The 22,364-nt window shown below is 37.3% G+C and carries 19 protein-coding genes; 7 read left to right on the top strand and 12 right to left on the bottom strand.

Going from position 1 to position 22,364, the window contains the following annotated elements; all coding sequences use genetic code 11:
• Positions 1 to 99: 99 nt before the first annotated feature.
• The 4 genes from kdsB to H3Z82_RS07700 are packed head-to-tail and all read left to right on the top strand — an operon-like array spanning position 100 to position 3,187.
• A complete protein-coding gene (kdsB, locus tag H3Z82_RS07685) occupies positions 100 to 828 on the top strand; it encodes a 3-deoxy-manno-octulosonate cytidylyltransferase (protein WP_182204422.1) in 729 nt (242 codons plus the stop codon).
• Positions 819 to 1,565 carry an HAD family hydrolase gene (locus H3Z82_RS07690; protein ID WP_182204425.1) on the top strand — a complete coding sequence of 249 codons (747 nt, stop codon included), beginning with the start codon at positions 819 to 821 and terminating at the stop codon, positions 1,563 to 1,565. The genes kdsB and H3Z82_RS07690 overlap by 10 nt, the downstream gene beginning before the upstream one ends.
• Positions 1,555 to 2,637 carry an iron-containing alcohol dehydrogenase family protein gene (locus H3Z82_RS07695; RefSeq protein WP_235982401.1) on the top strand — a complete coding sequence of 361 codons (1,083 nt, stop codon included), beginning with the start codon at positions 1,555 to 1,557 and terminating at the stop codon, positions 2,635 to 2,637. Before H3Z82_RS07690 ends, H3Z82_RS07695 begins: the two co-directional genes overlap by 11 nt.
• A gap of 1 nt (position 2,638) precedes the next feature.
• On the top strand, positions 2,639 to 3,187 hold the full coding sequence (locus H3Z82_RS07700; protein WP_182204427.1) for a 1-acyl-sn-glycerol-3-phosphate acyltransferase: 549 nt from the start codon (positions 2,639 to 2,641) through the stop codon (positions 3,185 to 3,187).
• Between the two features lie 351 nt (positions 3,188 to 3,538).
• Here H3Z82_RS07700 and H3Z82_RS07705 read toward each other — a convergent pair whose 3' ends face one another.
• The 5 genes from H3Z82_RS07705 to gcvT form a co-directional block, all read right to left on the bottom strand.
• Positions 3,539 to 4,261 (bottom strand): YebC/PmpR family DNA-binding transcriptional regulator, encoded by a 723-nt coding sequence (locus tag H3Z82_RS07705; protein WP_182204430.1) that lies wholly within the window; start codon positions 4,259 to 4,261, stop codon positions 3,539 to 3,541.
• A 539-nt stretch (positions 4,262 to 4,800) separates the two neighbouring features.
• Positions 4,801 to 5,091: a 4a-hydroxytetrahydrobiopterin dehydratase gene (locus tag H3Z82_RS07710; protein WP_182204432.1), complete on the bottom strand. Its 291-nt coding sequence runs from the start codon at positions 5,089 to 5,091 to the stop codon at positions 4,801 to 4,803.
• A gap of 57 nt (positions 5,092 to 5,148) precedes the next feature.
• Positions 5,149 to 5,997 (bottom strand): sugar nucleotide-binding protein, encoded by an 849-nt coding sequence (locus tag H3Z82_RS07715; RefSeq protein ID WP_182204434.1) that lies wholly within the window; start codon positions 5,995 to 5,997, stop codon positions 5,149 to 5,151.
• A 17-nt stretch (positions 5,998 to 6,014) separates the two neighbouring features.
• The gene (locus H3Z82_RS07720) at positions 6,015 to 6,929 is read right to left on the bottom strand and encodes a glutaminase (protein WP_182204437.1); all 915 of its coding nucleotides are present in this window, start codon (positions 6,927 to 6,929) and stop codon (positions 6,015 to 6,017) included.
• A gap of 3 nt (positions 6,930 to 6,932) precedes the next feature.
• Positions 6,933 to 8,015, bottom strand: coding sequence for a glycine cleavage system aminomethyltransferase GcvT (gcvT, locus tag H3Z82_RS07725; protein WP_182204438.1), 1,083 nt, complete (start codon positions 8,013 to 8,015; stop codon positions 6,933 to 6,935).
• 410 nt (positions 8,016 to 8,425) lie between these two features.
• On the opposite strand from gcvT, the gene H3Z82_RS07730 reads away from it, so the two are divergent.
• Positions 8,426 to 9,061 (top strand): SDR family oxidoreductase, encoded by a 636-nt coding sequence (locus H3Z82_RS07730; RefSeq protein ID WP_182204439.1) that lies wholly within the window; start codon positions 8,426 to 8,428, stop codon positions 9,059 to 9,061.
• A gap of 169 nt (positions 9,062 to 9,230) precedes the next feature.
• Here H3Z82_RS07730 and thrC read toward each other — a convergent pair whose 3' ends face one another.
• The 4 genes from thrC to thrA form a co-directional block, all read right to left on the bottom strand.
• Positions 9,231 to 10,532 (bottom strand): threonine synthase, encoded by a 1,302-nt coding sequence (gene thrC, locus H3Z82_RS07735; RefSeq protein WP_182204440.1) that lies wholly within the window; start codon positions 10,530 to 10,532, stop codon positions 9,231 to 9,233.
• 57 nt (positions 10,533 to 10,589) lie between these two features.
• Positions 10,590 to 10,946, bottom strand: coding sequence for a four helix bundle protein (locus H3Z82_RS07740; protein WP_182204441.1), 357 nt, complete (start codon positions 10,944 to 10,946; stop codon positions 10,590 to 10,592).
• 58 nt (positions 10,947 to 11,004) lie between these two features.
• Positions 11,005 to 11,943, bottom strand: a complete 939-nt coding sequence (locus tag H3Z82_RS07745) for a homoserine kinase (protein WP_182204442.1) — start codon at positions 11,941 to 11,943, stop codon at positions 11,005 to 11,007.
• A 163-nt stretch (positions 11,944 to 12,106) separates the two neighbouring features.
• Entirely contained in the window at positions 12,107 to 14,551 is a 2,445-nt protein-coding gene (thrA, locus tag H3Z82_RS07750; RefSeq protein ID WP_182204443.1) for a bifunctional aspartate kinase/homoserine dehydrogenase I, read from the bottom strand.
• Between the two features lie 281 nt (positions 14,552 to 14,832).
• Between thrA and H3Z82_RS07755 the strand changes: the two genes are divergently transcribed.
• Positions 14,833 to 16,386, top strand: coding sequence for an NAD(P)H-hydrate dehydratase (locus H3Z82_RS07755; protein ID WP_182204444.1), 1,554 nt, complete (start codon positions 14,833 to 14,835; stop codon positions 16,384 to 16,386).
• A 65-nt stretch (positions 16,387 to 16,451) separates the two neighbouring features.
• Here H3Z82_RS07755 and H3Z82_RS07760 read toward each other — a convergent pair whose 3' ends face one another.
• Positions 16,452 to 17,489 (bottom strand): TlpA disulfide reductase family protein, encoded by a 1,038-nt coding sequence (locus H3Z82_RS07760; protein ID WP_182204445.1) that lies wholly within the window; start codon positions 17,487 to 17,489, stop codon positions 16,452 to 16,454.
• A gap of 132 nt (positions 17,490 to 17,621) precedes the next feature.
• On the opposite strand from H3Z82_RS07760, the gene hutH reads away from it, so the two are divergent.
• Complete coding sequence (gene hutH, locus H3Z82_RS07765; protein ID WP_182204446.1) at positions 17,622 to 19,133, top strand: histidine ammonia-lyase; 1,512 nt, start codon at positions 17,622 to 17,624, stop codon at positions 19,131 to 19,133.
• Positions 19,134 to 19,177: 44 nt separating this feature from the next.
• Here the strand turns inward: hutH and H3Z82_RS07770 are convergent, their stop codons facing one another.
• On the bottom strand, positions 19,178 to 19,546 hold the full coding sequence (locus H3Z82_RS07770) for a hypothetical protein (protein WP_182204447.1): 369 nt from the start codon (positions 19,544 to 19,546) through the stop codon (positions 19,178 to 19,180).
• Between the two features lie 85 nt (positions 19,547 to 19,631).
• Entirely contained in the window at positions 19,632 to 22,175 is a 2,544-nt protein-coding gene (locus H3Z82_RS07775) for an ATP-dependent Clp protease ATP-binding subunit (RefSeq protein ID WP_182204449.1), read from the bottom strand.
• Positions 22,176 to 22,364: the final 189 nt, after the last annotated feature.

Below are 22,364 nucleotides of genomic sequence, written 5' to 3' on the forward strand. Positions count from 1 at the left end.
ACTTCAAAGTCGGCACTAAACTTTATAAAAAGATTAAACATTACAAACCATAAAATCATCTAAAAAGGGTTATTTTTGGGTAGAAACTTTAGACCAACCATGAAGATAATTTCAATGATTCCGGCACGTTACAGTGCTACACGTTTTCCAGCCAAATTGATGAAAGATTTAGGGGGTAAGACCGTGATTCTTAGAACCTACGAAGCTACCGTTGACACCAATCTTTTTGATGATGTATTTGTGGTAACCGATAGCACCATCATTTATGACGAAATTGTAAACAATGGCGGAAAAGCAATCATGAGCAAAAAAGAACACCAGTCTGGTAGCGATCGTATTGCAGAGGCAGTTGAAGATTTGGAGGTTGACATTGTGGTGAATGTGCAAGGTGATGAACCTTTTACCGAGAGAGAAAGTTTAGAGAAGGTATTGAATGCATTCAAAGATGACCATCAGAAAGAAATTGATCTGGCATCGTTAATGGTTGAAATTCATGACTGGGATGAAATCAGCAATCCAAATACCGTAAAAGTCATTGTAGATCAGAATAATTTTGCACTGTATTTTTCAAGAAGCCCAATTCCATATCCTAGAGACAAGGAAGCTGGGGCACGCTACTTTAAGCACAAAGGTATTTATGCCTTTAGAAAGGAGGCGCTTCTTGACTTTTATAAGCTGCCAATGCAGTTTATTGAGGCCACAGAGAAGATAGAATGCATCCGTTATTTAGAATATGGCAAACGCATAAAAATGGTTGAGACCACTATTGAAGGTGTTGAAATAGATACGCCGGAAGATTTGGAACGCGCAAAACGTTTATGGAAATAGATTATACCAACATAAAAGTAATTGGTTTTGATGCCGATGATACGCTCTGGGTCAACGAAACCTATTTTAGGGATGCTGAACTCGCATTTGCAAAGTTGATGGCGCCTTATGAAACAGCAAATAAAATTGATCAAGAGCTCTTTAAGAGGCAAATAGAAAACCTGCCCTTATATGGATACGGGATTAAAGGATTTATCCTGTCCATGGTTGAGATTGCTTTGGAGCTGTCCAACAATTCCGTGAGCAATCAAACTATTGAAGCCATTCTTAATATTGGCAAAGATATGCTCAACAAACCTGTACATCTCTTGAATGGCGTTGAGGAAGTTTTGGCTACATTATCTTTGGATTACCGATTGATAGTTGTGACTAAAGGCGATTTGTTGGATCAGGAAAGAAAATTGGAGAAGTCCGGGCTAATGGACTATTTTCATCATATTGAAGTGGTCAGTGATAAGCAAGAAGCTAATTATTCCAAACTGTTGAACCATTTGGATGTAAAACCTTCTGAGTTTTTGATGATTGGTAATTCGTTAAAATCAGATGTATTGCCACTGATAAATATTAAAGCACGTGCTATCCATATTCCATTTCATACCACTTGGGTCCATGAGCAAGTTGAGACCAATAAGCAGGACAATAAAAAATTTAAAACGGTATCGAGTTTATTGGATATTCTTCCAATATTGAACTCGACCCGACAAACAAAAGTTAACAGCATAAAGAATGACTTATAAAAATTATCCAATGGTGTCCAGGGTTGTTTTTGGACGTGGTAGCTTCAATCAATTGAGTGATATTCTGTCACCAAAAAGATTAAACGTTAAGGCACCTTTTATTTATTTAGTAGATGATGTTTTTAAAGGAAATGCTTGGCTGACCTCAAGAATTTCTTTGGCTTATGCCGATCAGGTGATTTTTATATCTGCTGATGAAGAGCCTAAGACTTCTCAAGTGGACCAATTGGTAGAGCAGATTATCCTGTCCCATAAAGATAGGCCTTCAGGCATTATTGGCATTGGTGGCGGAACCATATTGGATTTGGCTAAGGCAGTGGCCATTATGCTTACTAATCCTGGAGAATCTAAAGATTACCAGGGATGGGATTTGGTGAAAACCCCGGCTATTTATCATGTTGGTGTGCCCACAATATCCGGAACAGGAGCAGAGGTGTCAAGAACTACAGTGTTGACAGGACCAGAGAAAAAACTGGGTATCAATTCTGATTACACACCTTTTGACCAAGTAATTTTAGATCCGGAATTAACAAAAGATGTACCTAAAGACCAATGGTTTTTTACAGGAATGGACTGTTATATCCATTGTGTTGAATCTTTAAAGGGCACTTATTTAAATGCCTTTAGCCAGAGTTATGGCGAAAAAGCATATGATTTATGTAAAGAAATATTTATTGACGGCGATGGATCGAAAGAAGAGCTACAAGATAAATTGATGATGGCCTCATGGCATGGCGGAATGAGTATTGCCTATTCTCAGGTAGGCGCAGCACACGCTATGAGCTATGGGCTTGGTTACCTTTTAGGAACAAAACATGGCATAGGTAATTGTATTGTTTTTGATCATTTAGAAGAGTTTTACCCTGAGGGCGTAGCATTATTTAAGGAAATGAAAGAAAAACACAACATTGAGATTCCACAAGGAATTTGTTCACAACTCAGTGATGATGAGTTTGATATTATGATTGATGTCGCTTTAGGATTGGAGCCCCTTTGGGAAAATGCTATTGGTAAGAACTGGAAAAAGACAATCACTAGAGAAAAACTGAAAGCTTTATATCAAAAAATGTAGCATGAGATGGTTATCAAAGTTTATTTATCATAAAATTTTAGGCTGGCGTTTAGTTGGAAATGTCACTATGTCAAAAGACACGATCAAGAAGGCGGTCATCATTGCAGCACCGCACACCAGTTGGCATGATTTTTATATAGCGCTTTTAATGCGAAGAGTGATTGGAATTAAATCAAATTTTGTAGCAAAAAAGGAACTATTCAAATGGCCCTTTAAATATTATTTTAAAGCGATTGGTGGTGCGCCTTTAGATAGACGCCCTGGACAAAACAAAGTAGAGGCTATTGCGAAACTGTTTGAGAGTCGGGATGAGTTTAGACTTGCATTGTCTCCAGAAGGCACTCGGATGAAAGTGGAGCAGTGGAAAACAGGCTTTTATTATATCGCTAAAAAAGCGAATGTGCCTATTATCATGTTTACTTTTGATTTTGAAAACAAACAAAACAAGATTTCAGAGCCTTTTTATCCAACCGAAGATATAGAATCAGATTTTGAATTTATGCGCAACTTTTTTAAAGGTGTTAAGGGCAAAGTTTTATCCTATTCTTAAGAATTTAGTTTTTTAAATTCAAAACTAAAAACAATTTAATTTGGCATGCATTTTGAATAGAAGATGTTGCAGTTGACTAGTGAAACATACAGTAAACATTTTTTTGTCCCTAAAAAGAAACATTAGTTTATTTTGCGTCCCAAAAGCTATCTTTTAAAAAAAGGTAGCTTTTTAAATTTATCAATATAAAACCGTCTATATGAAATTTACGTATAGATTAATCAAGGATAGGGGTTTTAAATTATTAATGTCAACTTTCTTTTGATTGGAAAATCATTGATATGAGAAAGTAAAAGGCCAACATTTAATTGTTGGCTTTTTTAATTTAAATGATCAAGTAGAATGTATGGGCTAGTCTTCAGAAGTTTCTTCCATGGTGTGGTAAACGTTCTGTACATCATCATCTTCTTCCAGTTTTTCTAAGAGTTTTTCGACATCTTCAGCTTCTTCGACGGTTAGTTTTTTGGTTACTTGAGGAATGCGTTCAAAACCCGAGGAAAGAATTTCAATCTCTCTTTTTTCCAATTCAGACTGAATAGCGCCAAAACTCTCAAAAGGGGCGTAGATTAAAATTCCATCATCGTCTAAAAAAACTTCTTCTGCACCAAAATCAATGAATTGCAATTCCAATTCTTCTACATCTAAACCTTCCGCAGGTATTCGGAAATTACAAGAATGATCAAACATAAATACTACCGAACCAGATGTGCTCAAACTCCCATCACATTTATTAAAGTAACTCCGAACATTCGCAACTGTTCTCGTATTATTATCTGTTGCAGTCTCAACTAAAACGGCAATGCCATGCGGGGCATAACCTTCAAAAAGAACTTCTTTAAAATCTCCTAAGCTCTTATCGGATGCTCTTTTGATGGCGCGTTCTACATTGTCCTTAGGCATATTTACAGCCTTGGCGTTCTGTATAACGGCTCTCAATCGTGCGTTGGTGTCAGGGTCGGGCCCACCTTCCTTGACTGCCATTACAATGTCCTTGCCTATACGTGTAAAGGCCTTGCTCATTGCTGACCAGCGTTTCATTTTACGTGCTTTACGAAATTCAAAAGCTCTTCCCATGGTATAAGTTCTTTGTTTAAGGTTTAAAATTCTAAATCTACACTTAATAGTTATCGGTCGTTTCACTCTTATCAACCCAAACTCCGAGCAAATTTAAAAAAATCATCTTATCATATCCTAAATGATCATACAAATATATTGACGTATTCAATGCCATATATGTTCTATTAAATTTACTAAAATTACCAAAGCACCGTGAATGAATATAACTTTAGTCAGGGGTACACCAATTTACTCATTCAACCAAGCGCCAAGATGAAAGATAGCATCGCAAATTGATTAGATACAATGGCGACAGATTAAAATCTGTTGTATTTTAAAAACCAACATTAATAACATGGTTTTAATCACAAGTATTAAGAGCCTAAAGCGCTAAAATTGTCAATGAGAGGGTTAGTTTTATACGATGAGTATTTCAGTAGATTGTTATGGCATTTGCCCATTCATTTAAACAGCATTTTTTTATAATTTATATGGAGAAATGCAATGACTGTCATTAAAAACTGGTATTTCCACATTATTTGAAACAGGATCTAATTTTATTCCTGAACTTCCACGATGGCTTCAATGGCTTCCGCCAATTTGAAATCTTTTTCTGTAACGCCTTTCGCGCTATGAGTGGACAACGAAATTGTCAATACATTATAGACATTCTTCCAATCTGGATGGTGGTTTTGTGCTTCGCATTCAAACGCAATTCGGCTCATGGCACTGAAACAATCCTTGAAATTGTCAAATTCAAACTCAGCATGCAATGCGTTGTCATAATATTCCCAATCAGGAAAATGCAATAATTTTTTTTCGATGGTATCTTCAGATAACGGAGACATAATTATGGTTTTTAAGTTTCTTAAAATTAAAAATTATAATTGACAATTTACTGAACTCTAAGGATTATAATTTATATAATTATCTAATTCTTCAAGAAGTTCTGTACTGCTCATGTGTAAATGTTTAGGAAGCTTATTGCTTTTTGGCATCACGGCCAGATACCGATCTTCGTTAGTGGTATATACTTGTTTAAAACGAACGCTTTTTGATGTAATCAATGCCACCATTTCCATAATAAAATCGTCGTGGTGAACCAAATCTGAACTCCCCAAGTGGAAGACGCCATGTTTACTTCGATTAATCATATAGTGGACTTGTTGGGTCATTTTAAAATCGGTTGTGACATTCATTATCAAATTTGGAAATACTTCAATGGCCGTATCTTCTATTATATGATTCTTAATTTCCTTGAGACGTGGGGATTGGGTGCCAAAAACCATTGGCAGCCTGATAATGACCACGTTCTTTTTGGGTAAACGAAGTAGCATGTTCTCAATTTTTATTTTGAAATGTCCGTAAATGCTGTCGCTCAGAGTTTTATCATCTTCATAACTTGGGTATTTGCTATAGGCGTCAAACACATTTGCCGAAGAAAAGAAAATTATTTTACAGTCGTGAGTTGCAACATATTCCGCTATATGTTGGTGTGCAATCACCTGAGCATGAAAATCGCCTCGTAAACAAGAAATAATGATGGACGGTTTGACCGCTTGAAGAATTTCAAAAACATCATCTTCTTCTACACGGTATTGAAAAAAGTGCTGGTTGTTTTCGTAAGTCTTATTAGATATGTGATAAGTGCCAAAGGTTTTAAAATAGGGAGCCAGTTCTTTATACAGGGCATTTCCTATAAAACCACTGGCTCCAAGGATAAGAATGCGATGTTTGTTATCTGGTGTCTTCATTTTGGGGGCAAAATTTTCTAAAAGATGGATAATTTGGTCATGCTGGTAAACTGTTCCAAAGCCTGCATTCCCAATAGTGAATTACCTTTCATATTTAACCCAGGCGACCATACAGATATGGTAAAATGGTTAGGTAAAACGGCTACAATGCCACCTCCAACACCACTTTTTCCAGGTAAGCCAACTTCAAAAGCAAATTCTCCAGCTTCATCATAAAATCCGCAGGTGAGCATTATGGCATTGATACGTTTAGCCTGGCTAGGTGAAAGTTGGTTGGTCTTTAAACAACATGTGCCGTGATTTGCAAACATCACAAAGGCTTTAGATAATTGCTCACAGGTCATTTCAATGGCACATTGATGAAAGTAGAAGTCCAAGACATCATCCACATCATTTTTTAAATTTCCATACGCTTTTAACAAATTGGCGGCAGCATAATTGTTATAGCCGGTCAGACGTTCGGATTCGGCAACTTTTAAATTAAAATCAATAGAGTGGTCATCTACAACATTGCGGACGTAATTCAAGAACTCCTCCTTTGGGTTTTCAAGAAGGCTTACCAAAATATCAGCAATTACCAGAGCTCCAGCATTTATTAAAGGATTCCGGGGAATGCCATTTTCGAGTTCTAAAAGTGACAAATGATTAAAAGGGTTTCCCGAGGGCTCAACATCAACCCTTTGCCATAAGTTTTCAGGATACATAGGTAAAGCCATGGCAAGTGTCAATACTTTTGAAATACTTTGAATGGAGAATTTCTTGTTCCAATCTCCGGTTGCAAAAGTCTGGCCGTCTAATAGTCTCAAATGGATTCCAAAATGTTGGACATCAATGTTTGCTAATTCTGGAATATAATTAGCCACCAATCCTCTAAAGACTTCATCCTTTAAATTATGATGTACGGTGTCAATGACATTTTGGAAATCAAACATGTATTAAACTTTATAGAATGGCGTTTTTACAATGGTTGCTGGTACTGCCTTTTTTCTGATTTGAATATTGATCTTGGTGCCTACTGCAGACAAGTCTGCGGGAACATAGCCCAATCCGATACCTTTATTGAGAGAAGGTGACATAGTTCCTGAGGTTACCCTTCCGATGCGCTGACCCTGATCATCCACGATATCATAACCATGACGCGGAATACCTTTTTCGTCAAGTTCAAAACCTACCAATTTGTTTTTAGGTCCGTTTTCCTTTTCCAATTTAAGAGCTTCACTATTGGTAAACTCCTTGGTGAATTTGGTTACCCAACCCAATCCAGCTTCAATAGGCGAGGTGGTCTCGTCAATATCATTTCCATAAAGACAATAACCCATTTCTAAACGCAAGGTGTCCCGCGCAGCCAGTCCTATGGGTTTGATACCATAAGAGGCACCAGTTTCAAATACCTTATCCCAAATTTGTTTTACTTCAGAGTTCTTACAGTAGATTTCAAAACCACCACTCCCAGTATAACCTGTTGCAGAAATAATGACATTTTCAATCCCTGCAAAATCACCCACTACAAAATTGTAGAATTTAATGTCTGAAAGATCATGACTCGTTAAACTTTGCATGGCTTCTACCGCCTTAGGACCTTGAATGGCCAACAATGAATACTCAGGAGAGAGGTCTCTGATTGTAGCACCAACATCATTTTTAGCGTTGATCCAGTTCCAGTCTTTCTCAATATTACTCGCATTTACCACCAATAAATAGGCGTCTTCCTTCATCTGATAAATAATCAAATCGTCAACAATTCCACCTTCTTCGTTTGGTAAATAGCTGTATTGTGCTTTTCCAACGGTCAATTTTGATGCATCATTACTACATATTTTTTGAATTAACTCAAGTGCATGAGGCCCTTCAATTAAAAACTCACCCATATGTGATACGTCAAAGACACCAACGCCATTTCTAACGGTTTCATGTTCTGCACTGACGCCTTCATACTGAACAGGCATGTTAAATCCTGCGTAAGGCACTAATTTTGCTCCAAGAGCTTCGTGAGTTGCTGTTAATGCTGTGTTTTTCATGTTTTGTTTTTTTTATTTCCGCAACGGCGTACTTCTTATTTAAAATCTTTTGTAAGTGAATAAGCAATGATAATAGCGAGAACAAGTACTAAAAAAGCCATAACAATTGATCTTTTAATACCCGAAGCAGAAACGATACTTTCGATAGTGTTTCCAAGAATTTTCAAGACTCCCGTTAAAATCTCCTCCATCATTGTGTCACAAAAGTATCGAAAATTATCTGTTTTAGAAATGAATCCCACCGATTAAAAATTTGTTGAAAAGTCTGCTTTCGGAATCTAAATAATGCTGGTGAAATAATGTTTCAAATTAAATTTCTCAGATTATATAACAGGGTAAACGTGGTGATAAACTTAAGTTAAATGTTGTATAAAAATTGTATGTGCTTTAATTTCTGTTACATTATAGGTATGGAAAACGTATTAGTAGCAGGTGCTAACGGCACTACAGGAAAACAGATTGTCAAACTTCTATCAGAAACGCAATATTTTAAACCAGTAGCCATGGTTAGAAAAAAAGAGCAGATGGATCAGTTTGAAAGTAAAGGAATTTCAACGGTGTTGGGCGATTTGGAGCAGGATGTTTCCCACGCTTTTAAAAATGTGGATAAAGTCATATTTGCTGCCGGTTCAGGTGGAGAAAATGTGATTGGTGTAGATCAGGAAGGTGCAAAACGCTTGATTGACGCTTCAAAAAACGCCAATATCAATAAGTTTGTGATGTTAAGCTCCATGGGGGCCGATGCTCCAGAAAAAGCTGATCAATTGCAAGATTATTTAAAGGCTAAGCATAATGCCGATGAACATTTGAAAAGCAGCGGTTTAAATTATACCATTGTAAGACCGGGAACCTTGAATAACAACAATGCCACAAACCATATTCAGCTAAAAGAAAAGCTGTCCCAATCTGGTGAAATCAGTAGGGCAGACGTGGCCCAAACTTTGGTGCGGGTTCTTAATGACGATACGGCAAATAAAGTATCTTTTGAAATTTTAAATGGGGATACCCTTATAGGTAAGGCTCTGGAAGGATTTTCTGAAAAATAGGATTATTAAAATAATTTCTATAATAGATACGAATTGAGTCAAGACCGCTACGCTGTAGGATTAAGATTTCAAGACTTTTATTGGATGATTTAGTTTGAAACGTATTTTCCCCAGTGACTATGATATCTCTGGGGAACAAAATAAAATAAGAGGCACTCGGCCTCTTATTTCATGATAAAGTGTTGAATAAAACAGCTTTTAATTCGTCGTAGTGCGCAATTGGAATAGAAGCTTTTTCTTCATCCATAACCGCTTTAATCTGCGATGGCAATTCAATTTTTTCAGGAATGATGTCTTCTACAACATTTAAAAACTTTGTAGGATGTGCCGTTTCTAAAAACACGCAATGTGCATCTTCGTTATCTTTCAAATATGATTTACACCCTAAATAACCGACGGCGCCGTGTGGATCAGCAATATATTTAAAATCAGTATAAAGCTCTTTTAAAGCCTCACGCGTTTGATCATCAGAAAAACTAAAGGATGATAAATTGGATTTTAGAGCCTCGAAATTATGTTTATAAATTTCCTGTATTCTGATAAAATTACTTGGATTGCCCACATCCATGGCATTGCTAATGGTTTGGACGGAAGGTTTTGGTTGGTACAATCTAGTGGTGAGATATTCTGTGACCACATTGTTTTCATTATTTGCTGCGACAAAATGATGAATTGGCAAGCCCAATTGTTGTGCCATCATGCCTGCACAAATATTCCCGAAGTTGCCACTTGGAACTGAAAACACAATTTTTTTATGGGTCTTGTGTAGCTGCTTGTAAGCAAAAAAGAAATAGAACATCTGAGGTAACCAACGTGCAACATTGATCGAATTGGCTGACGTCAACTGCATTTTACTCGTCAATTCATCATCTAAAAACGCACGCTTTACCATGTCTTGGCAGTCATCAAAAACACCATCTACTTCTAAAGCCGTAATGTTTTGTTTAAGCGTAGTCAATTGCTTTTCTTGAATATCACTTACTTTTCCACTTGGATATAGTATGACGACTTTAACGCCCTTCACACCTAAAAATCCATTGGCAACTGCGCCACCAGTATCTCCAGATGTCGCAACTAAAACGGTGACTTCTTCGGTGTTGTTTTGATTGAAATAACCTAAGCAGCGTGCCATAAATCGGGCGCCAACATCTTTGAATGCCATGGTGGGACCATGAAAGAGTTCTAAAGTGGAAACCTGATCATTGATTTTCACAACAGGAAAATCGAAGGATAGGGTTTCCGCAATGATTGTTTTTAAAACATCCTCAGGAATATCCGGACTTACAAATTGTTTGATGGCTTCAAAAGCAATGGCTTCATAAGACAAATTATCAATATTTTCAAAAAATGAAGCGGGTAGTGGTGTTATGGTTTCAGGAAAATAAAGCCCTTTATCTGGTGCAATACCTTTAATTACTGCTTCTTTAAATGAGGTGTTTGGGGCTTTTTTGTTTAAACTGTAATAATTCATAATAATTGACGGGTGACAGGTGACGGGTGACCGAAGTCAACATCGATAAGTCATTTTTTAATTAATTTTATTTCTAAATGCGATCATCATATTCATTAATTCATAGGATTTATCATATAAATTTTCAAACTGAGTTATGTTTAAATAATTTCTTCTCTTTGCTTTATACAGACACGTTACGACTTCAGCCAAGGAGCGTATGGCGTATCCTATAAATTTTTTTTGTTCAGGATTACTTTGTCCTATTGAACCTTCTGATATATTTAAGGCTATAGAATCGGCAGCTCTCCTTATTTGGGATGAAAGATTATATTTCTCTTTATCAGGAAAAGTTTCAGCCAAATCATCGATTTCTTCACCGAGATCCATTGCTTTTTGCCATATCAGTAGCTTTTCAAATTTGAATTTATTCATAAATACATTAATCTTTCTTAATTAAACTTATCATTCGTCATTCGTCATCCGTCATCCGTCATCCGCCTGATTTTATTTCTCTAATCCCTTCTGTATTAATCTTCGAAACATAAGTTTCAAACGCAATTTCCGTTTTAGAATACACCTCCCGCATCGCTTTCTCCACATTTTCCGCATTTTCTATTCCTTTTGAAAGCGCAAAAATTGCAGGGCCAGCTCCAGAAATGCTTGCTCCTAAAGCACCATGTTCCAATGCCGCCAACTTGACCTCTGCAAAATGCGGAATTAATTGACTTCTATGTGGCTCTACAATAACATCCTGCAGACTTCTTTTTAACAACTCATAATCACTGGTATGTAATGCATGAACAAAACTTCCCAGGTTTGCCCATTGGGTAATAGCATCTTTTAGAGGAAACGACTTGGGTAAAATAGCTCTGGCATCGGAGGTTTTGATTTCTATTTGCGGATGGATAATCGTCGCATAAACATCTTTTGGAGTTGGTAATTGTAAAATCTCCAAAGGCGATATACTCTTAACTAAAGTAAATCCACCAAAAATTCCAGGCGCTAAATTATCAGCATGTTCACTACCACTTGCTAAAGATTCACCTTTCATGGCAAAATCGGTAACCTGTGTCTTAGTATATGGTCTTCCTAAAAGTTCGTTGATGGCAAAAACACTACCTGAAGCACTGGCGCTACTACTCCCAATACCGCTACCTGGTTTAATGTTTTTATAGATTTCAATTTCGAATCCGAAATCGGGCTTTGCGTCGGCAATCATCGCCAACGCCGAAACGCCTGCAACATTTTTTGTGGCGTCAAGAGGTAAATCATATCCTTCGATTTTGGTGATATAAATCCCTTTTCTTTCTGTCTTACGGATAATCATCTCATCACCGATCGTATCCAAGCAAAATCCGAGGACGTCATATCCACAGGACACATTGGCCACCGTTGCTGGTGAGAATATTTTGATTTCGTCTTTATTCACAAATTTTTATGTTTTACCACGTCCCAATAGCTATTGGAATCACAATTATTTTTCATTTCGTTTATTCCCACCAGTGGGTTTTGGAGCCCCATATTCTTGATTAAAGCATTTGCGGTTGCGGGGCGCTCTTAATACTTAATTCTTTGTACTTAATACTAATATTCTAATTCCCAATTCGAATGATATCCGCAAACAATCCCGATGCAGTCACATCAGCACCAGCACCGGCGCCTTTAATAATTAGTGGCTGCTCCGGATAACGTTGTGTGAAAAACATGACGATATTATCTTTTCCTTTTAAGTTATAGAACGGATGATCCTTAGGAATTTCCTTTAAACCAACTTTAGCCTTTTCACCATCAAATTCTGCCACATATTTCAATTGACAATCGTTCTTTTTGGCAGAAGCATATAACTTCTGAAAATGTGCTTCATCAGCTATTAAAGTCTTATAAAAATCGTCAACAGAATCGCTCTTTAAATTGTTTTCCGTTAAAAAGGAATCATTTTCAATGTCTTCCAAGTTCATTTTTGTACCACTTTCACGGGCCAAAATCAATATTTTACGGGCCACATCCACACCGCTCAAATCGATACGCGGATCAGGTTCTGTATAACCTTCCTTTTGGGCCTGCTTTACGACATCATGAAAACTGCCGCTATCATCAAAATTATTGAATACAAAGTTTAAACTCCCCGAGAGCACGGCTTGGATGGAGGTTATTTTATCACCAGAAGCAATGAGGTGGTTCAGGGTGTCAATAATTGGCAATCCAGCACCAACATTGGTTTCAAATAGAAACGGTGCATTGTACTTTACGGAAAGTCTTTTGAGGTTGCTATAGTTTTCGAAAGTACTTGAACAGGCAATTTTGTTGCAGGCCACCACGGCAATACTTTCTCTAAGATAATCTGCATAGATTTTTGAAACCTCTTCGTTGGCTGTGACATCCACAAAAATGCTGTTGCGTAAATTTAAGGTTTTTACACGCTCCAAAAACCCTTCCAATGTCGCCTTTTCTCCGGATGCCAATTGCTCTTTCCAAGATTTTAGGGAAAGTCCGGATTCATCAAAAATCATCGTACGAGAGTTGGACAATCCAATGACTCTCATATTGATTTTTAAGTGTTCCTTTACATATTTTTTTTGTTGATGAATTTGCTCTACAAGGCGTTCACCTACGTTTCCAACTCCTGTAATATAAACATTCAACTGTTTGGTCTGGTCTTCAAAAAAGCGCTCGTGAAGGGTGTTTAATGCTTTTTTTACATCCTTTTCAGCAATGACCGCCGAAATGTTCTTTTCTGACGCTCCTTGGGCAATGGCTCTTATATTGATATTGTTTTTTCCCAAGGCGCTAAACATTCTGCCGCTTATACCTTGGTGGTTTTTCATGTTATCTCCAACCAAGGCAACAATTGATAATTCTTTCTCTATTAAAATTGGATCTATTTTCAGCAATGAAATTTCATTTTCGAAGGTTAAATTAATACTTTCCGCCGCAAGGGCCGCGTCATTTTCATCAATTCCAAAACAAATAGAATGCTCAGAAGAAGCTTGTGTTATGAAGATGACGTTAATTTTTTCCTGAGCCAAGGTTTCAAAAAGCCGCTTTGAAAACCCGGGGATCCCAATCATGCCATTACCTTGCAGAGTCAGTAAGGCAATATTGCTAATATTACTGATGCCTTTGGCAGCTTTAGAGAAACCATTACTCTTATCACTAGTGATGACCGTACCGTGGGCATTTGGATCTGTTGTATTTTTAATGTGAATAGGGATATCCAGAACAAGAACCGGCTGAAGCGAAGGCGGATAGAGTACTTTGGCGCCAAAATGCGATAACTCCATGGCTTCTTGATAAGACAGGCGCTCAATGGGGTAAGCTTGTTTGACCAGTTTAGGGTTGGCGGTATACATGCCATTCACGTCGGTCCAAATCTCTAAACGATTGACTTTTAGTGCTGCTGCAATAATAGCTGCTGTAAAATCAGAGCCACCACGACCTAAAGTAGTAATTTCTCCAGAATCGGATTTTGAAATGAAGCCAGGAAGGATCGTGATTTTTTGATTGGCATTTTTAAAATACTCACGAATATTCATATTGGTAATTCCGTAATTAACTTCTGCTTTCGTGAATTTTGAGTTGGTCACAATTAAATCCTGGCTATTTTTCCTAACGGCATTTAAGCCTTGACTTTTCATTGTTTCTGCAACAATGTAAGAGGAAAGTAGTTCGCCAAAACTCACCAGCTTATCGGAGGTTTTAGGTGAAAGTTCATTGATTAAATAAATGCCATCAAGTAAGCTTTTTAAACTTGCCAATTTGCTTTCAACATACTCTTTTACGGCTTCGCTTTGATTGGGAATAAGCTCTGATAAAAGATTAAGATGAATCTCTTTAATGGTTTTAAATTCAGATAGATAGTGTTCGTTTTTATGTTGCGCAAATTCACCTGCTTTCAATAACTTATCGGTGATGCCACCTACTGCAGAAACCACGCAAATAACGGGCTCCTCTTGTGAATAATTATTGAGAATAGCGATGACTCTTTTAATATTTTCCGTGGAACCGACTGAGGTTCCACCAAATTTCAATACGTTCATAATTAAAAATATGATGGATTAGAAGTAATACTAGAAAAAAACAGGAATAAATAGGACGAGATAAAATATAACAATTAACCCCTAAGGGTAATAATGTTAAAAGTAATGTTGCCTTCAGAAGAGTTAAAGGTCATGAAAACATCTTTTATGTGTTGTAAAGTTTGCATATCTTGGTCTATACCTGTCAAAAGTATTATTTTTACTTTGATAAAAAAATTTACAGCCCTTTTTTAGGGATAATTATTAAAGAATTAGGCATATCATAATAAAAGACTGCTAAAATGAAGATATTCTCAAAAGAACAAATCTATAAAGGCGATCAATTAACTGCAGAAAAGCAAAATATCAGTTCCACCGAATTGATGGAACGTGCTGGGACGCAAATTTTTAATTGGATCCATCAGCGAATGCAAGGAGCTCAAGTACCCATCCACGTATTTTGTGGCATTGGCAATAATGGTGGCGATGGTTTGGTCTTAGCGAGACAATTGGTCAACTATGGTTATAATGTGCATATTTATGTAGTGAATTGCAGCGAAAAGCGGACTAAGGATTTTTTAATCAATTATGATCGTATCAAAGAAACTACAAAAAAATGGCCAATAATGCTGAATTGTGAAGCAGACTTTCCTGAAATTGGCCCCGATGATATAATAGTAGATGCCGTTTTTGGGATAGGATTAAATAGACCTCCAAACGAATGGGTAAAACGTCTGTTCCAGCATTTTAGAGCGTCAAAAGCCTTTACTTTAGCCATTGATCTGCCTTCTGGACTGTATGCAGATAAGGTTCCTAAAGATGAAAATGGAGTCGTTTGGGCTGATTATACCTTGAGTTTTCAATCGCCTAAATTGGTGTTCTTTCTTCCCGATACTTCAAAATATACTCGTCAATGGGAAGTTCTTGATATAGGAATCGACCTTGAGTTTCTACAACAAACCGAAACTGAAGTGGAATTGATTGGGAAGAATGAAATGTTGACCATCTATAAGCCCAGAGAAAAATTTTCGCACAAAGGGACTTACGGGCATGCATTGCTCATTGGCGGTAGTCACGGCAAAATGGGGGCCATGATACTTTCAGCAAGAGGTACGATGGCCTCGGGTGCGGGATTGGTCACCACATTTATTCCTAAGTGTGGTTATATTCCGATGCAATCCGTTGTTCCGGAAGCCATGGTCCTTACCGATGCTGATGATGAGAAGCTTACCAGCATTACATTTGATATTGAACCAACCGCTGTAGGTATGGGTATGGGCATGGGGTTGGACCAAAAAACACAACACGCATTTCAGAAGTTTCTTAAATCAAATGAAGTCCCTTTAGTAATTGATGCCGACGGGATCAATCTGCTGGCCAAACATAAAGACGATTTTAAATTGATAAAACCTCAAACCGTTTTAACACCGCACCCCAAAGAACTAGAACGTTTATTGGGCTCCTGGAAAGATGATTTTGATAAGTTGAAAAAAGCAAAAGCTTTTTCAAAGAAATACAAATGTATTCTCGTTGTTAAAGATGCCCATACCATTACGGTGTTTGAAGATAAATTGTACATCAATTCCACAGGTAACCCAGGTTTGGCTACTGGTGGCACTGGAGATGTTTTGACGGGTATTATTACAGGCCTTATTGCTCAAGGTTATGAGCCTTTAACGGCCAGTTTGTTCGCGGTGTACCTACATGGGAAGTCAGCAGATATTGCTGTGGAGGATTATGGATACCAGAGCTTGACCGCTAGCCATGTCATAGATTATTTGGGGCAGGCCTATCTAGATCTGTTTGCCAAGCCACAAGTCCAGCAAAAGCAAGAGGAAAAGTCAGGGAATTCTTGACATAAAAAAACCGCACTTAAATCGAATGTATAAGTGCGGTTTTAATAAGTGTTTTGACTTTCTGATTAGATATTTAAACTGTCAAATAACTCTATAAGTTTCTTGCTTGATGGTCGTGGAGCATTAGCATCTACAACATTTCCATTTGGATCAATTAAGATAAAACGTGGAATACCGTTGATTTTATAGTCTCGAACAAAATCTGATTGCCAATTTTTATCAGAAAAAAGTTGTAGACCTATCAAATTTTCCTCTTCAACCATGGTTCTCCATTTGTTTTTTGCAACTTCTAAATCGCCACCACCACTCCTCATGGCATCATCAATGGAGATGCTCACAAATTGAATGTTTTTATCAGCATATTTAGCATCAAGTTCTTTTAACGAAGGAATTTCAGCAATACAAGGACCGCACCATGTAGCCCAAACATCAACATAAACATACTTGCCCTTTAAATCTTCTAAGGATGTTGTTCCGCCTTTATGATTCTCATAATTTTCAAAGGTCGGCGATGGGGATCCAGCTGGAAATTGCTCTCTAATGGCAATAGACTCAGCAAAATAATTCTGGTACATATTCAGCATTGGCTCTAAGTTAGCTTTAGCCATATTAGTGAGCGTACTGTCAATGTTTTTATCGTGATTATAAAATGTAGTCAATTCTTTTCTGATGCTTTCCATTTCTGTTTTAAGACCTTCAGAGCTCAAACTACTTAACCTATCCTGATCCAATAATTTTTTCTCTAACTGCATTTGTTGAGTCAGATAATTATTATGTTCAGATCCAGATCCTGAAAACTTGACGGTTTCCTCTAAATCGTCCATGTCTGCGGTCATTTCGATATCAAATCCATTTTTTAAGAAAATTGGAGCGGCAACATCACCATTAAAAAAACCAAAAACTTCTGGTTGACCGATTTTAAGCGTGTCGGAGAACGTGCCATCTGAGTTTAACTGGATGGTTTTTGTTACCATTCTGCTTCTCAATAAAAGAGAGTCGCTCTTTTTATTGGTAATTTTCCCCGATAACGTAACATAATCTTTAGGTTCTTCCTTACATGATACAATTGCTATTACACATAAGAAAACAAGTAATTTCTTCATTTTTATAATTTAATTTTTATAATTTTTCAAAAGTAATAGTTTGTGGACACTTTGTACATATTTTTATTAATTATTAACATTTTTTGCAAAATGCAATGGTTATGTTGATTTTTGAACACCGAAATACTACGCATGATTTTAACACACACCATATCGTCAAGAACTTTAGACTTAGCGACCATACATGATATACTTTTCTACGATAAGAAATTAGAGTTATCAGAAGAAGTCGTTTCTAAAATAAAGGCCTGCAGAAACTACCTGGATGAAAGGATGGTAGGCCAAGAAGAACCCATTTATGGCATTAATACCGGCTTTGGCTCTTTGTACAATGTGAAAATCTCTAAGGATAGACTCACCCAGCTGCAAGAAAACTTAGTGATGTCTCATGCTTGTGGTATCGGCGACCAAGTGCCAAAGACTATTGTGAAATTGATGTTGTTATTAAAAATTCAATCGCTGAGCTATGGTCATAGTGGCATTCAATTGGATACGGTATTGCGATTGATAGACTTTTACAATCATGATGTTCTGCCAGTCATTTATACCTTAGGTTCGTTAGGAGCGTCTGGTGATTTGGCACCATTGGCACATTTGGCGTTACCCTTAATTGGTAAAGGTGATGTATTTTTTAACGGAGAAACGTTTGCGGCGCAGGAGGTTTTGGACCGTTTCAACTGGAAACCAATCTCGCTTCTATCTAAAGAAGGACTTGCGCTTTTAAACGGTACCCAATTTATGAGTGCTTATGGGGTACACTTGTTACTGAAGTCTTATAAATTATCTTATTTGGCCGATCTTATCGGAAGTATTTCTTTGGACGCATTTGATGGACGAATTGAGCCTTTTAATGAACTGGTCCATATGGTTAGGCCACATAATGGTCAATTGATAACCGCAAAACGTTTTCGCGAGTTTTTAGAAGACAGCCAGCTTATCTCACAACAGAAACAACATGTTCAAGACCCTTATTCTTTCAGATGTATTCCACAAGTTCATGGAGCTACCAAAGACACCTTGGAATTTGTGCGTCATACCATAAAAACTGAAATCAATGCTGTTACAGACAATCCAAATATATTCATCGAAGAAAATGAAATCATTTCAGGAGGTAATTTTCATGGTCAACCATTGGCCTTAGCCTTGGATTATTTGAAAATTGCCATGGCCGAATTGGGGAATATATCAGAACGACGAACATACCAGTTGATTTCTGGTCAAAGAGGTCTTCCAACATTTTTGGTAGATAATCCAGGGCTCAATTCCGGATTTATGATTCCGCAATATACGGCCGCAAGCATAGTAAGTGCCAATAAACAGTTGGCAACGCCAGCAAGTGTAGATTCTATTGTTTCATCCAACGGTCAAGAAGATCATGTCAGTATGGGGGCAAATGCGGCCACGCAAGCCCATACGCTAATATATAATGTAGAACGAATTTTAGCCATCGAATTATTGAACGCAGCTCAGGCGATTTCTTTTAGAAAACCAAAGAAGTCATCTCCTTTAATTGAGGCGTTTTTGAAGAGTTATCAGGATGAAATAAAATTTGTTACTCAAGATGAAATTTTTCATGATCTAATGAAAAAGTCTGTTCAATTTATTGATGATTTCTCTATTGACAACGATTTGATGTTTAATTGATCCAAATAGCTGGCGTGCTTGTATTAATGATTAATACATTATCATTAGTCGTATAGAATGGAGTCTTTCCAAGAAACGGCCTTAATGAGGTCATCGAATATTTCAAGTGGTTTATCAAGAAATAATTTTTCAACTTGGGCATTCGATTTTGCCTTGTAATCTTTTGAAACTACGGCAAATCCTTTAAGATTTTTAATTTTTGACGTTTCAAGATACGTTGCAGGATCTACGGCGTAGGAGTTTAACCGATGCGATATATAAACAAAATTTGTATTGCGAAAATAAGTCTCCACTACATTGATTAGTTCTTTATTGTGTTTTGGAGTGATCGTAATGCCCTCATCAATGATTACAATAACGTAATCATCAAAAATGTGCATCTCACAAAAATCAAATTTTAGTAAATCTGTCATAACTAAAGATACTCAATAACTAATTTAAATCAAAAAAAAGCATCTGTTAAATTACAGATGCTTTTCAATTGGTTTGATAAAATGTTTACGATTCTGGCTGTGTCTCAGGATTTTCAATCTTGATTACCAATTCATTTGACTTTTTATTCAAATCCATTGTAATCGTATCTCCTTCGTTGATTTTTGCAGCGATGATCTCTTCTGCCAGGGTATCTTCAACATATTTTTGAATTGCACGCTTTAACGGTCGCGCTCCATATTGTTGATCAAATCCTTTCTCAGCAATATAATCTTTAGCGTCTGAGGTAAGGATAAGTTCGTAGCCTAAACCTTTAATGCGGATAATCAGCTTTTCAAGTTCAATATCAATAATTTTATTGATATGTTCTTTCTCTAAAGTATTGAATACCATGACATCATCAATTCGGTTTAAAAACTCTGGTGCGAAAGCTTTCTTAAGTGCATTTTCAATAATACTTCTGGTGTTATCACTTGCCTGCGCGGCTTTTGCGGCCGTTCCAAAACCAACACCCTGTCCGAAATCCTTAAGTTTACGAGCGCCAATATTGGAAGTCATGATAATGATAGTGTTTCTAAAATCAATCTTTCTTCCGAGACTGTCGGTAAGGTATCCGTCATCAAGCACTTGTAAAAGCATGTTGAACACATCAGGATGCGCTTTTTCAATTTCGTCCAATAATACGACGGCATAAGGTTTGCGTCTGATTTTCTCAGTTAACTGCCCACCTTCTTCATAGCCTACATATCCTGGAGGAGCACCAACAAGTCTTGATATCGCGAATTTTTCCATATACTCACTCATATCAATTCTGACAAGCGCATCTTCACTGTCAAAAAGCTCTTTAGCCAATACTTTGGCCAGTTGTGTTTTACCAACACCAGTTTGACCTAAAAATATAAATGAACCAATAGGCTTTCCTGGATCTTTCAAGCCGGCTCGGTTACGCTGAATGGCTTTAACCACCTTGGCAACAGCTTCATCCTGGCCAATAACTTTCCCTTTGATCAGTTCCGGTAATTGAGCAAGTTTGTTGCTTTCTGTTTGGGCAATTCTATTGACTGGAATTCCTGTCATCATGGAAACCACATCCGCAACATTGTCTTCTGTTACGGTTTCTTTGTGCAATTTGGTTTCTTCTTCCCACTGTTCTTGTGCAACAGCCAATTCCTTTTCTAAGCGTTTTTCGTCATCCCGCAATTTGGCAGCCTCTTCATACTTTTGTTTTTTGACCACGGTGTTCTTGGTTTCTTTTACCGCTTCCAATTGCTTTTCAAGTTCTAAGACTTGTTTTGGTACATTGATATTGGTGATATGAACCCTTGAGCCTGCTTCATCTAAGGCATCAATAGCCTTGTCTGGCAAGAAGCGTTCGGTCATATATCTGTTGGTCAATTTCACACAAGCCTCAATGGCTTCTTGTGTGTAATGTACATTGTGATGCTCCTCATATTTATCTTTGATGTTTTCCAAGATCTGAATTGTTTCTTCAACCGTTGTTGGTTCCACAATCACCTTTTGGAAACGTCTTTCTAAGGCGCCATCTTTTTCGATATACTGTCTGTATTCATCCAAAGTGGTTGCGCCAATACATTGAATTTCACCTCGGGCCAAAGCAGGTTTGAACATATTAGATGCATCCAAGCTACCAGTAGCGCCACCTGCACCTACAATTGTATGGATTTCATCAATAAAAAGAATAATATCATCATTCTTTTCCAATTCGTTCATAACGGCTTTCATGCGCTCTTCAAACTGGCCTCGGTATTTTGTTCCCGCAACTAAGCTCGCCAAATCTAAGGTGACCACGCGTTTATTAAAAAGTATTCTTGATACCTTACGTTTAATAATCCGTAGCGCCAAGCCTTCTGCGATAGCCGATTTACCAACTCCAGGTTCACCAATTAAAAGTGGGTTGTTCTTTTTGCGTCTGCTCAAAATTTGAGAGACTCTTTGTATTTCTTTTTCTCTTCCAACGACAGGGTCCAGTTTCCCTTCCTCTGCCAAAACCGTCAAATCTCTTCCAAAGTTATCTAAAACGGGCGTCTTAGACTTTTTGGCACCTTTAGCTGCCGACTGGCTGAATGGGTTGTGTTTGGTCTCATCCTCACCCATATCATCAGAAAACGACTCCGCCTTAGGAGATTCTGTGTAGTCATCATTGTTAGTTATCATAGATTTGAATTGTTCTTTTACGTTATCATAATCCACTTTAAGCTTATTTAAAAGTTTTGTAGTGGGATCATTCTCATTTCTTAAGATGCACAATAATAAGTGTGCGGTATTAATAGAGTTGCTCTGAAATAACTTAGCTTCTAAAAAAGTAGTTTTAAGAGCTCGCTCAGCCTGCCTTGTCAAGTGCAAGTTTTTCTTTTCATTTGACATGGTGGCATTGCTCGGGTTTGCCGGGCTTAATATTTCAACTTTGCGTCGTAAGTGGTTCAAGTCAATTTCCAAAGCGCTCAAAATGTCAATGGCCTTACCATTACCATCTCTTAGCAACCCTAGCATTAAATGTTCGGTCCCAATAAAGTCATGTCCTAACCGTAAAGCTTCTTCTTTGCTATAGGCTATAACATCTTTGACTCTTGGGGAAAAATTATCATCCATAGTAAAATCCTTTCTGCATAAAATTAATGAAAACATCTTGAATAGGGCAAAAACTATACCTTAAATGTTTTCTTATGGGCTAAGTGACAAAAAAAACTTCAGAATCTCAAAACATTTAACGAGATACTTATCAAATGAAAAGCCCTTTATATTGTTAATAAAATATACCAAAAAACCCGCAATAAAGTG

Origin of the sequence: Gelidibacter maritimus, from assembly GCF_014062315.1 — a bacterium.
GTDB lineage: Bacteria > Bacteroidota > Bacteroidia > Flavobacteriales > Flavobacteriaceae > Gelidibacter > Gelidibacter maritimus.